This window comes from Pseudomonas sp. 8 R 14, assembly GCF_900005955.1.
Taxonomy (GTDB): Bacteria; Pseudomonadota; Gammaproteobacteria; order Pseudomonadales; family Pseudomonadaceae; genus Aquipseudomonas; species Aquipseudomonas marginalis.
Genome location: NZ_CVTH01000077.1, coordinates 105189 through 119018 on the forward strand (window position 1 = coordinate 105189; position 13830 = coordinate 119018).

A 13830-nucleotide genomic window follows, 5' to 3' on the forward strand; every position below is an offset into this window, starting at 1 on the left:
GATACACCGCTATCGGGGCAAGCCCCCTCCCACATTTTGATCTGTGTTGGTTTTTAGTGTGCGGTTGCTTGTAAGCCAGCGAGCAATAGACGCTGATAGAGATCCTCCTTCAAACCCTCCGGCGAATCCAACCCCATCCGCTTCAGATGCTCGGGAAACGCCTGGGGCTCCGGGGCATCCAGCGCCGCCTTGCCCAACTCCAGAATCTCCGTCAGCTTGAATTTGCTCTTGAGCCAGTTCAAGGCGCGCAACAGATCCCGCTCTTCGTCCGTGAAATCGCTGCCCAGCGGATACTCCGGGAACAAACGTCGATGCCGCGCCTGGATACCCTGGAGCCGCTCCGGCGTGTTGTCGCTGAAGCGCGGATCGAGCTGGAAATCCTTGGGCAACTTGCCGGCCTTTTGCGCCTGCTCGATCAAGTCGGCCTGGAAGCGTGAGTCGGTGATGTTGAGCAACGCCTCGATCACCTTGGCATCCGTCTGCCCACGCAGGTCGGCAATACCGTATTCCGTGATGACGATGTCCCTCAGGTGGCGGGGAATGGTGCAATGCCCATACTCCCAGACGATATTGGAACTGACCTCCCCTGCCGACTCACGCCAGCTGCGCAGGATCAGGATCGAGCGCGCGCCCTCCAGCGCATGCCCCTGAGCCACAAAGTTGTATTGCCCGCCCACGCCGCTGAGCACGCGACCGTCCTCCAACTGGTCGGCCACGCCTGCGCCCAGCAACGTCACCGTGATCGCGCTGTTGATAAACCGTGCATCCTGGCGCTGCAGGCGCTTGAGTTCTTCCTGGCCGTACAGCTCGTTAATGTAGCTGATGCGGGTCATGCTGAATTCCAGGCGCTTGGCGTGGGTCATCTCCTGCAGGCGCTGGTAAAAACTGCGCGGCCCCAGGAAGAAACCGCCGTGGATCGAAACGCCGTCGGGCTGCGCCGCATCGTCCAGCAAACCGGCGTTGGCTTGCTCCTGGGTGGCCACATCCGGATAGACCTTGCGCCGGATAATCCCCGCATCCGCCAGCACCAACAGGCCGTTGACGAACATTTCGCTGCAACCGTAGAGGCCACGGGCGAAGGGCTCGACACCGCCTTCCCGGCTGATCAGCGGGGCCCACTGGTACACATCGATGTCCGTCAGCAGCAGTCGATAGGCTTCGTTGTCCGCCTGGCGCGCCAGCAACGCGGCGGTCAGCGCATCCCCCATGGAGCCGATGCCGATCTGCAAGGTGCCCCCGTCGCGCACCAGGGTGCTGGCATGCAAGCCGATGAAATGGTCCTGGAACCCCACCGGCATGTTCGGTGTGGAGAACAGTGTGGTGCTGTCCTTTGCGTCAATCAGGTAGTCGAACGCGTCCATGCCCAACTCGGAATCGCCGGGCATGTAGGGCAAATCGGTGTGAACCTGGCCGACGATCAGGACGGTTTCACCCGCGTCGCGGCGCTTGGCGATCATCGGCAACAGGTCGAGGGTGATATCGGGGTTGCAGCTCAGGCTCAGCCGATCGGGGTGTTCGCTGCTGCTGGCCACCAGTTGCGCCACCAGGTTCAGGCCGGCGGCATTGATATCGCGGGCGGCGTGGCTGTAGTTGCTGCTCACGTAGTCCTGCTGGGCCGAGGTGCTATGGAGCAGGCTGCCGGGCTGCATGAAGAACTGCTGCACGTGGATGTTTTTTGGCAGGCTGTCTTTGCGCAGGTCGGCGAGGAAATCCAGTTCGGGATAATCACCAAACACCCGCGCGATAAAGGGTTCGAGAAAACGCTTCTGCAAGCCGTCGCCCAGCGGTGGGCGGCCCAGGCTGAGCGCGGTGTAGATCGTCAGCGCCCGCTCCGGCAGCTTGGCGATGCGCCGGTACAGCGCATTGACGAACAGGTTGGGTTTGCCCAGCCCCAAGGGCATGCCCATGTGGATATGCGCCGGCAAGCGCGCCAGTACGTCGTCAACTGCTTGCTCGATTGAACACAACTGCACCATCCGACCCTCCTGAACATTCCGTGATTAGGGGTTGGACAGAGAGTGGCGGGTGTTTGCTGCAAAGAACAGCCCTCAATTTAAAAAACCACTAATAAAAAAGAGACTGAAAAAGTTTACTCAATAAACAAATCAAAAGAAAAAGCCTACGAGTTATAGAATCGAGCCCTACATCATTTTAGGATCCAAGAAACAAAAAAAAGCCAACGCCCAGACTAGTATAAAAATGCTGCACCACCCTCATGACCAATAAAAAATATGGCTAACCCATGAAAAAAATAAATCATATAGTCATCATAGGCTTTGGGAATATCGCTCAGGGCTTACTGCCGCTTTTATCAAAACATTACGCTGAAGCAACAGTAACTATTTTTGAAAAAAACCTTCAAACTTCTCAAAGAGAAATTGCCAACGAATTTCTAGCAAGCTTGGAAAACGTGAACATTACTGCTAAAAATTTTGACCATGTGCTGTCTCCACACCTTAATGAAAATGTCTTTCTTCTTAATCTAGCGGTGTCTGTATCGAGTCTATCCCTCGTGAGTCTTGCACAACTGCACGGTTCACTTTACTTGGATACATGTATAGAACCTTGGAGCTATGAAACAAAAAATAACAAAACACTCACAAGTAACTTCGAGTTACGGGAAGCGATGAAGGCTCACCAGCAAAGCAATAGTGGCTCAACGGCTATTTTGGCACATGGTGCAAACCCAGGTTTTATCTCAATACTTTTAAAAAAAGCGCTTCTTGAGATGGCGGCCCTGAACAATATATCGGCAGCGCCAAATCACCAAGCAGATTGGGCAGGCCTGGCAAAAGAGCTTGAAATACAAGTTATACAAATTTCCGAGCATGACTCACAGGCTACCTCTACAGCACGCGACCCTCTTGGTTTTGTCTCGACATGGTCTGCAGACGGACTAATTACCGAGTGCAGGCAGCCCGCAGAACTAGGCTGGGGCACCCATGAAAATGAGCTTCCCCTAGGAGCCAAAAAAAACGGCTACGCGATTGAAATGAGCGAGACGGGACATCAAGTTAGAGTAAAAAGCTGGTCACCTAACTATTTAGAATTTTCCGCCTTTCTATTGACTCACAACGAAGCACTTTCAATTGCCGAATACCTGACCTTAGGTGATCCCGAAAACCCCACGTACCGCCCAACCGTGTATTACGCTTACGAACCTTGCGATCAAACACTCGCTTCAATAATGCTTCTTGACAAACACCAGACAAATTATGACTTTAAAAAAACAATATTAAAAGACGAAATCATATCTGGCGCGGACGAACTAGGCATCTTTCTTATCAGCAACAAATACGATGCGTTCTGGCTTGGCTCAAACTTATCAATTGGCAAAACAAGAAAGCAAGCAAAATACAATAATGCGACAAGCCTTCAAGTAGCGTCCAGCATTATAGGGGGAATGAAGTGGGCAGAAAAATCCCCAAGCGAGGGGATTGTAGAGTCTGAAAATTTGGACTGGAAATACATATACGACTTCACTGCCGACTATTGGGAGCCAATAGTCAAGCAACAGGTAAATTGGAGGCCCTCCCATACCGACAGATCACTATCACTCAAAAATTTCATAAGCAGAAATTAACTTTCCATAATAAAAATCCGAATGGGGAATTTATAATGGCTTTGGTAGAAAACACCGATCACATGAAAAAATATTCGAGCAATGCCTTTGAGATACTCAAAGACTTCTCCTTCCCACCGCTAAAGTTTAGCGAGGAAGAAAAGGCCGAATGGCAAGCTATATTCTTCGATTCAATAATCACGGAATATGATGCAAGGCGACTGTATTGGTGTATAGAAGCTAAAAATCCAGAATTAATGACAAAACTAGAAGACACCCTAAACCCTTGGCTCAAAGATGAAATTGATCACGCCTACGGGTTCTCCTTAATTTACTCAGCCTATACAGGCTTGCCACTTGACGAAATTGCCTTGAGCGTTGAAACACGAAAGTCCGACTTTAGCAGCCTAGACTCTTTCATCAGCGACCCATTGAAACTATTAATTTTACTTGCCTATGACGAGATAATCACTACTCATGTCTATCATCGCAGCATAAAAAAATATGACCATTTTAATTCGCCACAGCTTTCAACATGGATCAGAAAAGCCAAGAAAGATGAATCCAAGCATTTTTTTCTATTCATAGAGAAAATCAAACTAATGTACTCACACAGACTCCTCGAGGCCCCTTCTATTCTAAAAAGTCTTTTTGAGCTGGATTTCGAAAAAGAGCATTACACGGGAACCTTTGTGCTCGACCACAACACATTTGACTATCCGATCAGCCGAACAGATATCGAAAAAACTATAATTCCAACCATAATAAAAAAACTTAACACCGCAACTGATCTGACTAGAGGATACGACAAATGAAACCTACTTTTCTTAATAAACGGCACTGGAGTTCCAAGGCAATTTTCAAAGAGATCTCTAATAGCGGATGGATCAACCCCGGCATAGACGAAAAATACAAAGATTTTTTCTGGGCCGATCTATTAGCAGAGTATGACTCGATAAATTTATACCATTATCTTTATGAAAGGCGACCAAAGCTATCCTCATATTTTGTGCAATATCTAGATCTTTGGTTTTCAGATGAAAAAAACCATGCCGATGGTTTCCTTGAGCTAAATCGACTTTTATTCAATATGAGCGAAGAGTCTATTTTAGAAAAACTGAAAACAAGAACAAGCAACTTTGACCGATTTGAGCAATTGCTCTCAAACGAGTTAAACTTGCTCACCGTATTCGCCTACGACGAGTACGTCTCTGTTAAAACCTATAAAAAAGACACTTTCTACAATGAATTTGGAAGCCCACTATTTAATTCATGGATTAGCAACCTAATCGCTGATGAGGCCACGCACTTTGCAAACGCGGTAAAACTACTAAGACGAAACCACCTATCAGACATTGACAAAATTGAAAACACATTGAGACATCTTATTCTGCTGGAAGGTGGCCAATACGAGAATACATTTTTACTCGACCATGATGGCCCTCACTTTCTACTGGGCAGCACCGACTTTGCAGAATCTACAGCGAAAGAAGTACTGGATATTATAACAAGAGCTAAAAAATGAAAAGCAACCAATACTTAATCCTATCCATAGTACTCATGATACTCGGCGAAATACTAACAATATACAGCGAGATATACGCCTCAAAACTTTCCACTAGGGCAATACAAAACCCTGAACTTTTTGTAAAGCCTATAATATTAATATGCGTCGCTGGCATATGCCTGATATTTGCGTATTGGTTTGGTTACCAAGGAACCGGAAACATATGGGTAGTCACAGTAGCATCACTGACATTGCTGCTTGTTCTGGAACCGCTGGTGATTTACGCAATGCTAAAGGAACTTCCAGGCCGTGGGGCTCTAGTAGGTTTCCTTTTAGGTGCTGCCGGATTGTTAGCGACCTTTCTGCTTTGACTTACTATTATTCACTCTTTCGAATATACGAGGGGTAGCTCACTCATTGACCTTCCCCTCCGTATAAACCTTCTATTTATTATTTCAATCCCGACATTTTCTCAATCGCGCCTTTAAGGTCGTCATCCGAGCAATCTGCGCAGGTGCCTTTTGGCGGCATGGCATTGATACCGGTGATCGCCTTGGCCAGGATGCCGTCGAGGCCTCCCTGGTGGTCGGCGCGTTCTTTCCAGGCAGCGGTGTCGCCGATTTTCGGCGCGTTCAGCAGGCCGGTGCCATGGCACGCGTTGCAATGCTTGGCGATGATCTCGTCAGGGGTTTTCGCCCCGCCGCCGCCGCCTGCGGCCACGGCGACTTCCATGCCTTTGCATTCCTGGCCCTGGACGCAGACCTGGCCCACGGGCTCCAGGCGCTTGGCAATGTCATCATTGGTCGCAGCTTGTGCGCTCACAGCCCATAGGGCCAGTACGGTTGCTGGTGCAGCCAGCATTTTCATAATTAGGTTCACGCGTTCACCCTCAATGGTGGCTATTCACGCCTGCGGCCACGGTTTCGCAGGCGGCGAAAGTATAACGGTTAGCCCGCCTGGCCGAAACAACCCTATTAAATAAAGGGAGATTCGGTCTCACGGAATACAGCTCGGGGTCTCTGCAACGCTGGCAGGACGCCTCTTTTGTTAAAAGTTCGCGGGTGTGGCTGCGCTGATTAGTCGCGCCGGCACATCGAACGGATTACGGAAACGATGAGGCTTGGTGCTTTCAAAGTAGTAGCTATCGCCGGCTTCGAGCACAAAAGTTTCAAGACCGACCACCAACTCCAGACGGCCTTCCACCAGAATCCCGGTTTCCTCGCCCTCGTGGGTGAGCATTTCTTCGCCTGTATCGGCGCCAGGCGGGTAGATTTCATTGAGAAACGCAATTGCCCGGCTCGGGTGCGCACGGCCCACCAGCTTCATGGTGACGGCGCCGTCGGAGATGTCGATCAGCTCATTGGCTTTATAGACGATCTGCGTCGGTATTTCCTGGAGGATCTCCTCGGAAAAGAACTCGACCATGGACATGGGGATGCCGCCCAGCACCTTGCGCAAGGAACTGATCGAGGGGCTGACGCTGTTTTTTTCGATCATCGAAATGGTGCTGTTGGTGACACCCGCGCGCTTGGCGAGCTCACGCTGGGAAAGACCCTTCAGCTTACGGATGGATTGCAGTCGTTCACCGACGTCCAATGCGGGAGCCTCCTAGGATTCAGGCGTTGTTGTAATTGAGCGTTATCATGGCGACAGCGTTCAGTATTTACAACACTTGGGCCTAAATCCCAGGGAGCTGTGTTCGTCCCTGTCGCTCAAGCGCCGGAATAGAGCCTTGGCACACGACGCAGGTTGCAGAAGATCTGGTACGGGATGGTCTCGGCAGCGGCGGCGACGTCACTGGCGAGGATATTTTTGCCCCACAGCTCCACCGTGGAACCAAGACCCGCCTCGGGGACGTCCGTCAGGTCGATACACAGCATGTCCATGGACACGCGACCCAGCAATTGGCTGCGCTGCCCCGCCACCAGCACCGGCGTGCCGGTGGGCGCATGGCGCGGGTAGCCGTCGGCATAGCCCATGGCAACCACGCCGATACGCATCGGTTTGGGCGTGATGAACCGGGCGCCGTAGCCTACCGGCTCGCCGGCTGGCAGTTCACGCACGCAGATCACTTTCGATTCCAGGGTCATCACCGGCTGCAAACGCGCGGCCAAGGCCTGGTCCTCACCAAACGGTGTGGCGCCATAAAGCATAATGCCAGGACGCACCCAGTCGCTGGATACGCTCGGCCAGCCCAGGACCGACGGCGAGTTGCGCAGGCTGACCTCCGCCACCAGGCCCTGGCGCGCCGCATCGAATACCGCCACTTGCTCGTTGCTGCTGACGCAATCGAGTTCATCGGCACGGGCAAAATGGCTCATCAACACAATCTTTGCGACTTTGCCGCTGGCCAGCAGGCGCTGGTAAGCCTCGTGGTAATCCTTGGGGTGCAGGCCAACGCGGTGCATCCCCGAATCGAGCTTGAGCCAGATGGTCAGCGGCGCGCTCAACCGGGCCTGTTCGATGGCCTCCAGTTGCCACAGCGAATGCACCACGCACCAGAAATCATGCTCGACGATCAGCGGCAACTCGTCGGCTTCGAAAAAGCCTTCCAGCAGCAGCACTGGCGCGCGAATACCAGCGGCGCGCAACTCCAGCGCCTCCTCGATGCACGCCACGGCAAACCCGTCGGCCTCGGCTTCCAGCGCCTGGGCAACGCGTACGGCACCATGGCCGTAGGCGTCGGCCTTGACCACGGCGAGGGCCTTGGCCCCCGTGACTTCACGGGCCAATTGGTAGTTGTGGCGCAAGGCTTGGAGGTCGATCAGGGCACGGGCAGGACGCATGGCGGCAGGCTTCTAGGCGGCAAAGTGAAGAAAAACCGGCGCCGACCAACAGCGTCAGCACCGGGAGAGGGAGCGTTGTTTAAGGCAGCGCGGCCACGACGGACAGCTCTACCAGGATTTCCGGTTCGCACAGCCTGGCTTCAACCGTGGCGCGGGCCGGGGCGACGCCTTTGGGCAGCCACTTGTCCCACACCGCGTTCATACCGGCGAAATCGGCGTCGATGTCCTTCAGGTAGATCGTCACCGACAGCAGCTTGGTTTTGTCGGTGCCGGCCAAGTCCAGCAAACGTTCGATATTGGCCAGGGTTTCACGGGTCTGCTGTTCGATCCCGGCGTTCATGTCGTCACCGACTTGCCCGGCCAGATACACGGTACCGCTGTGAACAACGATCTGGCTCATGCGCTCATTGGTGAGCTGGCGCTGGATTGACATGTTTTGCGGACTCCTGGTGGTTGCCATAACGGGAAATATCGAGGCCTTCGGCGCTGATCTGCGGCGTTTTCTTCGCCATCAGGTCGGCCAACAGGCGACCGGAGCCGCACGCCATGGTCCAACCGAGAGTGCCATGGCCGGTGTTGAGGAACAGGTTCTTGAACGGCGTGGCACCGACAATCGGCGTGCCGTCGGGTGTGGTCGGGCGCAGGCCGGTCCAGAACGTGGCTTCGGCCAGATCGCCGCCCTGAGGATAAAGGTCGTTGACGATCATCTCCAGGGTTTCACGCCGACGCGGGTTAAGCGACAGGTCAAAACCGGCTATTTCAGCCATGCCGCCGACGCGGATGCGGTTGTCGAAACGGGTGATGGCGACCTTGTAGGTCTCGTCGAGAATGGTCGACGTTGGCGCCATCGCCGAGTTGGTAATCGGCACGGTCAGCGAGTAGCCCTTGAGCGGGTACACCGGCGCCTTGATCCCCAGCGGCTTGAGCAGCTTCGGCGAGTAGCTGCCGAGGGCCAGCACGTAGCGGTCGGCGGTTTCCAACTTGCCGTCGATCCATACGCCGTTGATGCGGTCGCCGGCGTAGTCGAGACGCTGGATGTCCTGCTCGAAGCGAAACTCCACACCCAACTGCTTGCACATCTCGGCAAGGCGGGTGGTGAACATCTGGCAGTCGCCGGTCTGGTCGTTGGGCAGGCGCAGGGCACCGGCGAGAATATCGGTGACGCTGGCCAGGGCCGGCTCAACACGGGCGATACCGGCGCGGTCGAGCAGCTCGAACGGCACACCGGACTCTTTCAAAACGGCAATGTCCTTGGCGGCGCCATCCAACTGGGCCTGGGTACGGAACAACTGGGTAGTCCCGAGGCTGCGGCCTTCGTAGGCGATACCGGTTTGCGCACGTAATTCGTCGAGGCAGTCACGGCTGTACTCGGACAGGCGCACCATGCGCTCCTTGTTCACAGCATAACGGCTGGCGGTGCAGTTGCGCAGCATCTGCGCCATCCACAGGTATTGGTCAATATCCGCCGTGGCCTTGATCGCCAACGGCGCGTGGCGTTGCAGCAACCACTTGATGGCCTTGAGCGGCACGCCCGGCGCAGCCCATGGCGAGGCGTAGCCTGGGGACACCTGGCCGGCGTTGGCGAAACTGGTTTCCATGGCAGCAGCCGGCTGACGGTCGACCACAACCACTTCAAAGCCAGCCCGCGCCAAATAGTAGGCACTGGTCACCCCAATGACGCCGCTACCCAAGACCAGAACGCGCATTTTTATACCCTCATCGCGGGCTTGGCCGCTGACGTGTGTTATTCGAGCAATGATGGGCGCAGTATAAAAAGCAATCGCCAGTGCATTTCACTATATAAATGCCTATATTTGGCGACAATTCTCGGCAAAAACCCTTTTTACAGAGGCGTATCCCCTATGCGTACCAACACCCAGACCAAGCGGGAGCTGGACAAGATCGACCGCAACATCCTGCGCATCCTGCAAACCGATGGGCGAATTTCGTTCACCGAGCTGGGGGAAAAGGTCGGGCTCTCCACCACGCCGTGTACCGAGCGGGTGCGACGGCTGGAGCGCGAGGGGATCATCATGGGTTACAACGCGCGGCTCAATCCCCAGCATTTGAAGGGAAGTTTGCTGGTATTTGTCGAGATCAGCCTCGATTACAAATCCGGCGACACCTTTGAAGAGTTCCGCCGCGCCGTGCTGAAACTGCCCCATGTGCTGGAATGCCACCTGGTCTCGGGGGACTTCGACTACCTGGTGAAAGCGCGGATTTCCGAGATGGCCTCGTACCGCAAATTGCTCGGCGACATCCTGCTCAAGTTGCCCCATGTGCGGGAATCGAAGAGCTATATCGTGATGGAAGAGGTCAAGGAGAGCCTCAACCTGCCTATTCCCGATTAAACCAGCACCTGCCGGGTGCTCGCCATGTATTCATGGATCTGCTTTTCCACCCGTGGATGAATCAGCTCCACCGGCCCCCGCCCATTGGGGCATGGCAAGGTCTTCGTGGTACCGAACAGCCGACAGATCAGCGGCCGCTCGTCATACACGGTGCAGCCGTGGGGGCCCAGGTGCACACAGTTCAGCTCGTCCATTGCGGCGTCCTGCTCGGCAGCGGTCTTGCGTGGCAGGCGCGACATCTCCTCGGGCGAAGTGGTGACCGGCCCACAGCAGTCGTGGCAGCCGGGGACGCACTCGAACGAAGGAATCTGACGGCGCAGCGCGCTGATTTTCTGACTGTTGCAACTCATCGAAACAGGTACCGAACGGCGAATAGAGGTGGATTCTGAAGCAAAACGCCCCGCGCAGACAGCTTCGTCCGACCGCTGTATCCTGCGTCAAATTTTCCAAACAGGGATGCTCCCCATGACCGCCAGCGCCCGGCACACCGCTTCCTACTACGCCGCCAGCAGCGTACCGCAACCCGACTACCCGGCGTTGACGGGCGAGGTGGGCGCTGATGTGTGCGTGATCGGCGGCGGTTTCTCGGGGCTCAACACGGCCCTGGAGCTGGCTGAGCGCGGCTTCAGCGTGGTTCTGCTGGAGGCGCGCAAGATCGCCTGGGGCGCCAGCGGGCGCAATGGCGGCCAGTTGATTCGCGGCGTCGGTCATGGCCTGGAGCAGTTCACCAACGTGATCGGCACCGATGGCGTGCGCCAGATGAAGCTGATGGGCCTGGAAGCCGTGGAGATCGTGCGTGAACGTGTCGAAAGCTACCAGATCCCCTGCGACCTGACCTGGGGCTACTGCGACCTGGCCAACAAGCCTCGCGACCTGCAAGGCCTTGCCGAAGACGCCGAAGAACTGCGCAGCCTGGGCTATCGCCACGAAGTACGCTTGCTGCAAGCGAGCGACATGGGCAGCGTCATCGGCTCCGACCGCTATGTGGGCGGCATGATCGACATGGGTTCCGGCCACCTGCACCCGTTGAACCTGGCTCTCGGCGAAGCCGCCGCCGCGCAGCAATGGGGTGTGCAGTTGTTCGAACAGTCGGAAGTCACGCGCATCGACTACGGCCCCGAGGTCAAGGTGCACACCGCCCAAGGCACAGTGCGCGGCAAGACCCTGGTACTCGCTTGCAATGCCTATCTCAATGGACTGAATCCGCAATTGAGCGGCAAGGTGCTGCCCGCCGGCAGCTACATCATCGCCACCGAACCGTTGAGCCAGGCGCAAGCCGCCAACCTGCTACCGCAGAACATGGCCGTGTGTGACCAGCGCGTGACGGTGGATTACTTCCGGCTGTCCGCCGACCGTCGCCTGTTATTCGGCGGCGCCTGTCACTACTCCGGACGCGACCCCAAGGACATCGGCGCCTACATGCGGCCAAAGATGCTGCAGGTGTTCCCACAGCTGGCCGACGTGAAGATCGATTACCAATGGGGCGGCATGATCGGCATCGGCGCCAACCGCCTGCCGCAGATCGGCCGCCTGGCGGATCAGCCCAACGTGTATTACGCCCAGGCCTACGCAGGCCACGGCCTCAACGCCACACACCTGGCGGGCAAACTGCTGGCCGAAGCCATCAGCGGCCAGCAGCAGGGACGTTTCGACCTGTTCGCCCGGGTGCCACACATCACCTTCCCCGGCGGCAAGCACCTGCGCTCGCCGCTGCTGGCCTTGGGAATGCTCTGGCACCGTCTCAAAGAGCTGGTCTGATCAATCGCGCCAGAAGGGTTTCAAGCCTTCCTGGCGGGCTTGCTCCAGGGTCAACCCAACGTCGCGCAATTGCTCGCGAGTCAAGTGCAGCAAGGCCTTGCGCGTATGGCGGCGGTGCCAGAACAAGCTCCAGCGGCTGATCTCGCGCGGCGACGTCGCCCGCTCTTGCCCAGCCTGCAATTCCTGACTGTGTAACGTCAGCCGCACATCACTCATGCCGTTCATTTTGCTGCCCCTCATTTGCCTGTTGCCATGAGTGGCTAGAATGGGCGAGCAGACAAAACCATTACAGATTCAACCCACCTTTATTAAATCCATACAGATACTGCCTATGCGCGGCTGAATCCTGTATTTTCCCCCTATCTGTACTGGTCCCCTGGGAGCGACCGCCATGACGCTTTACGTCAACCTCGCCGAATTACTGGGCACACGCATCGAACAGGGGTTCTATCGCCCCGGAGATCGGCTGCCGTCCGTACGCGCCTTGAGTGTGGAGCACGGGGTCAGCCTGAGCACCGTGCAGCAAGCGTATCGGTTGCTGGAAGACAATGGCCTGGCGATGCCCAAGCCCAAGTCTGGGTACTTTGTACCGGTGGGCCGGGAGTTGCCGGCGCTGCCCGAGGTCGGCCGCCCGGCCCAGCGCCCGGTGGAAATCTCCCAGTGGGATCTGGTGCTGGAACTGATTCGCGCCGTTCCGCGCAAAGACGTCATACAGATGGGCCGCGGCATGCCGGACGTATTGTCACCCACCCTCAAACCCCTGCTGCGCAGCCTGGCCCGCGTCAGCCGGCGCCAGGATCTGCCGGGGCTGTATTACGACAATATTCTCGGCTGTATGGAACTACGCGAGCAAATCGCCCGGCTGTCATTGGATTCCGGCTGCCAACTGACGGCCGAGGACATCGTGATTACCACCGGCTGCCACGAGGCGCTGTCCGCCAGCATCCACGCCATCTGTGAGCCGGGCGATATCGTCGCGGTGGACTCGCCCAGCTTCCACGGGGCCATGCAGACCCTCAAGGGCCTGGGCATGAAAGCCCTGGAAATCCCCACCGACCCGATCACCGGCATCAGCCTCGAAGCCCTGGAACTGGCACTGGAACAGTGGCCGATCAAGGTCATCCAGCTGACCCCCAACTGCAATAACCCGCTGGGCTACATCATGCCGGAAGCGCGCAAACGCGCATTGCTGACCCTGGCCCAGCGCTTTGACGTCGCGATCATCGAAGACGATGTGTATGGCGAACTGGCCTACAGCTACCCACGCCCGCGCACCATCAAATCCTTCGACGAAGACGGTCGTGTGCTGCTGTGCAGTTCGTTCTCCAAGACCCTGGCGCCAGGCCTGCGCATTGGTTGGGTCGCTCCGGGCCGGTACCTGGAGCGGGTACTGCACATGAAGTACATCAGCACCGGCTCCACCGCCACGCAGCCGCAGATCGCAATTGCCGAGTTTCTCAAAGGGGGTCATTTCGAACCGCATTTGCGACGGATGCGCACACAATACCAGCGTAATCGCGACCTGATGCTCGACTGGGTCAGCCGCTACTTCCCTGCCGGCACCCGCGCCAGCCGCCCACAAGGCAGCTTCATGCTGTGGATAGAACTGCCGGAAGGCTTCGACACCCTCAAGCTCAACCGCGCACTGGTGGAACAAGGCGTACAGGTGGCTGTGGGAAGCATCTTTTCCGCGTCGGGCAAGTACCGTAACTGCCTGCGCATGAACTACGCTGCCAAGCCTACCGCCCAGATTGAAGAGGCCGTGCGCAAAGTCGGCGCTGCCGCGATCAAGATGCTGGCCGAAACGGTGGACTGACCTTTCGCAAGAAACCGCCGTCATATGTCGACAACCGCCCTGACCTGGAC

15 protein-coding genes are annotated in these 13830 nt (G+C 56.2%); 7 read left to right on the forward strand and 8 right to left on the reverse strand.

Annotated features, from left to right (window positions below):
- Positions 1-53: 53 nt before the first annotated feature.
- Complete coding sequence (locus BFQ01_RS20665; RefSeq protein ID WP_065926696.1) at positions 54-1976, reverse strand: acetyl-CoA hydrolase/transferase C-terminal domain-containing protein; 1923 nt, start codon at positions 1974-1976, stop codon at positions 54-56.
- Positions 1977-2242: 266 nt separating this feature from the next.
- Here BFQ01_RS20665 and BFQ01_RS20670 point away from each other — a divergent pair, with 266 nt between their 5' ends.
- From BFQ01_RS20670 to BFQ01_RS20685, 4 genes are read left to right on the forward strand one after another with little or no spacing between them, the layout of a single operon-like run.
- On the forward strand, positions 2243-3583 hold the full coding sequence (locus BFQ01_RS20670; RefSeq protein ID WP_065926697.1) for a saccharopine dehydrogenase NADP-binding domain-containing protein: 1341 nt from the start codon (positions 2243-2245) through the stop codon (positions 3581-3583).
- Positions 3584-3618: 35 nt separating this feature from the next.
- Entirely contained in the window at positions 3619-4377 is a 759-nt protein-coding gene (locus BFQ01_RS20675) for a ferritin-like domain-containing protein (RefSeq protein WP_256097767.1), read from the forward strand.
- Positions 4374-5087: a hypothetical protein gene (locus tag BFQ01_RS20680; RefSeq protein ID WP_065926698.1), complete on the forward strand. Its 714-nt coding sequence runs from the start codon at positions 4374-4376 to the stop codon at positions 5085-5087. The genes BFQ01_RS20675 and BFQ01_RS20680 overlap by 4 nt, the downstream gene beginning before the upstream one ends.
- Positions 5084-5440 (forward strand): hypothetical protein, encoded by a 357-nt coding sequence (locus tag BFQ01_RS20685; protein ID WP_065926699.1) that lies wholly within the window; start codon positions 5084-5086, stop codon positions 5438-5440. The genes BFQ01_RS20680 and BFQ01_RS20685 overlap by 4 nt, the downstream gene beginning before the upstream one ends.
- 79 nt (positions 5441-5519) lie before the next feature.
- Here the strand turns inward: BFQ01_RS20685 and BFQ01_RS20690 are convergent, their stop codons facing one another.
- The 5 genes from BFQ01_RS20690 to dadA form a co-directional block, all read right to left on the reverse strand.
- Positions 5520-5936, reverse strand: a complete 417-nt coding sequence (locus BFQ01_RS20690) for a c-type cytochrome (RefSeq protein ID WP_065926700.1) — start codon at positions 5934-5936, stop codon at positions 5520-5522.
- Between the two features lie 180 nt (positions 5937-6116).
- Positions 6117-6665 carry a cupin domain-containing protein gene (locus tag BFQ01_RS20695; RefSeq protein ID WP_003176893.1) on the reverse strand — a complete coding sequence of 183 codons (549 nt, stop codon included), beginning with the start codon at positions 6663-6665 and terminating at the stop codon, positions 6117-6119.
- 116 nt (positions 6666-6781) lie between these two features.
- Positions 6782-7855 carry an alanine racemase gene (gene alr / locus BFQ01_RS20700; RefSeq protein WP_065926701.1) on the reverse strand — a complete coding sequence of 358 codons (1074 nt, stop codon included), beginning with the start codon at positions 7853-7855 and terminating at the stop codon, positions 6782-6784.
- 79 nt (positions 7856-7934) lie between these two features.
- Complete coding sequence (locus tag BFQ01_RS20705) at positions 7935-8288, reverse strand: RidA family protein (protein ID WP_065926702.1); 354 nt, start codon at positions 8286-8288, stop codon at positions 7935-7937.
- On the reverse strand, positions 8260-9561 hold the full coding sequence (dadA, locus tag BFQ01_RS20710) for a D-amino acid dehydrogenase (protein ID WP_065926703.1): 1302 nt from the start codon (positions 9559-9561) through the stop codon (positions 8260-8262). Before dadA ends, BFQ01_RS20705 begins: the two co-directional genes overlap by 29 nt.
- A gap of 156 nt (positions 9562-9717) precedes the next feature.
- Between dadA and BFQ01_RS20715 the strand changes: the two genes are divergently transcribed.
- Complete coding sequence (locus tag BFQ01_RS20715) at positions 9718-10206, forward strand: Lrp/AsnC ligand binding domain-containing protein (protein WP_003176896.1); 489 nt, start codon at positions 9718-9720, stop codon at positions 10204-10206.
- On the opposite strand, the gene BFQ01_RS20720 is transcribed toward BFQ01_RS20715, so the two are convergent.
- The gene (locus BFQ01_RS20720) at positions 10203-10556 is read right to left on the reverse strand and encodes a YkgJ family cysteine cluster protein (protein WP_065926704.1); all 354 of its coding nucleotides are present in this window, start codon (positions 10554-10556) and stop codon (positions 10203-10205) included. The genes BFQ01_RS20715 and BFQ01_RS20720 overlap by 4 nt on opposite strands.
- A 115-nt stretch (positions 10557-10671) precedes the next feature.
- On the opposite strand from BFQ01_RS20720, the gene BFQ01_RS20725 reads away from it, so the two are divergent.
- The gene (locus BFQ01_RS20725) at positions 10672-11964 is read left to right on the forward strand and encodes an NAD(P)/FAD-dependent oxidoreductase (protein WP_065926705.1); all 1293 of its coding nucleotides are present in this window, start codon (positions 10672-10674) and stop codon (positions 11962-11964) included.
- On the opposite strand, the gene BFQ01_RS20730 is transcribed toward BFQ01_RS20725, so the two are convergent.
- Positions 11965-12189, reverse strand: coding sequence for a DUF1127 domain-containing protein (locus BFQ01_RS20730; RefSeq protein ID WP_065926706.1), 225 nt, complete (start codon positions 12187-12189; stop codon positions 11965-11967). It abuts the gene before it with no gap.
- 166 nt (positions 12190-12355) lie between these two features.
- On the opposite strand from BFQ01_RS20730, the gene BFQ01_RS20735 reads away from it, so the two are divergent.
- The gene (locus BFQ01_RS20735; RefSeq protein WP_065926707.1) at positions 12356-13780 is read left to right on the forward strand and encodes an aminotransferase-like domain-containing protein; all 1425 of its coding nucleotides are present in this window, start codon (positions 12356-12358) and stop codon (positions 13778-13780) included.
- Positions 13781-13830: the final 50 nt, after the last annotated feature.

Bases quoted from the DNA above. Each gene is read 5' to 3' on its own strand.
- BFQ01_RS20720 (WP_065926704.1), bottom strand. From the start codon at position 10,556: ATGAGTTGCAACAGTCAGAAAATCAGCGCGCTGCGCCGTCAGATTCCT.
- BFQ01_RS20665 (WP_065926696.1), bottom strand. From the start codon at position 1,976: ATGGTGCAGTTGTGTTCAATCGAGCAAGCAGTTGACGACGTACTGGCG.
- BFQ01_RS20680 (WP_065926698.1), top strand. From the start codon at position 4,374: ATGAAACCTACTTTTCTTAATAAACGGCACTGGAGTTCCAAGGCAATT.
- BFQ01_RS20705 (WP_065926702.1), bottom strand. From the start codon at position 8,288: ATGTCAATCCAGCGCCAGCTCACCAATGAGCGCATGAGCCAGATCGTT.
- BFQ01_RS20675 (WP_256097767.1), top strand. From the start codon at position 3,619: ATGGCTTTGGTAGAAAACACCGATCACATGAAAAAATATTCGAGCAAT.
- BFQ01_RS20685 (WP_065926699.1), top strand. From the start codon at position 5,084: ATGAAAAGCAACCAATACTTAATCCTATCCATAGTACTCATGATACTC.
- BFQ01_RS20730 (WP_065926706.1), bottom strand. From the start codon at position 12,189: ATGAACGGCATGAGTGATGTGCGGCTGACGTTACACAGTCAGGAATTG.
- BFQ01_RS20670 (WP_065926697.1), top strand. From the start codon at position 2,243: ATGAAAAAAATAAATCATATAGTCATCATAGGCTTTGGGAATATCGCT.
- BFQ01_RS20715 (WP_003176896.1), top strand. From the start codon at position 9,718: ATGCGTACCAACACCCAGACCAAGCGGGAGCTGGACAAGATCGACCGC.
- dadA (WP_065926703.1), bottom strand. From the start codon at position 9,561: ATGCGCGTTCTGGTCTTGGGTAGCGGCGTCATTGGGGTGACCAGTGCC.
- alr (WP_065926701.1), bottom strand. From the start codon at position 7,855: ATGCGTCCTGCCCGTGCCCTGATCGACCTCCAAGCCTTGCGCCACAAC.
- BFQ01_RS20725 (WP_065926705.1), top strand. From the start codon at position 10,672: ATGACCGCCAGCGCCCGGCACACCGCTTCCTACTACGCCGCCAGCAGC.
- BFQ01_RS20690 (WP_065926700.1), bottom strand. From the start codon at position 5,936: ATGAAAATGCTGGCTGCACCAGCAACCGTACTGGCCCTATGGGCTGTG.
- BFQ01_RS20735 (WP_065926707.1), top strand. From the start codon at position 12,356: ATGACGCTTTACGTCAACCTCGCCGAATTACTGGGCACACGCATCGAA.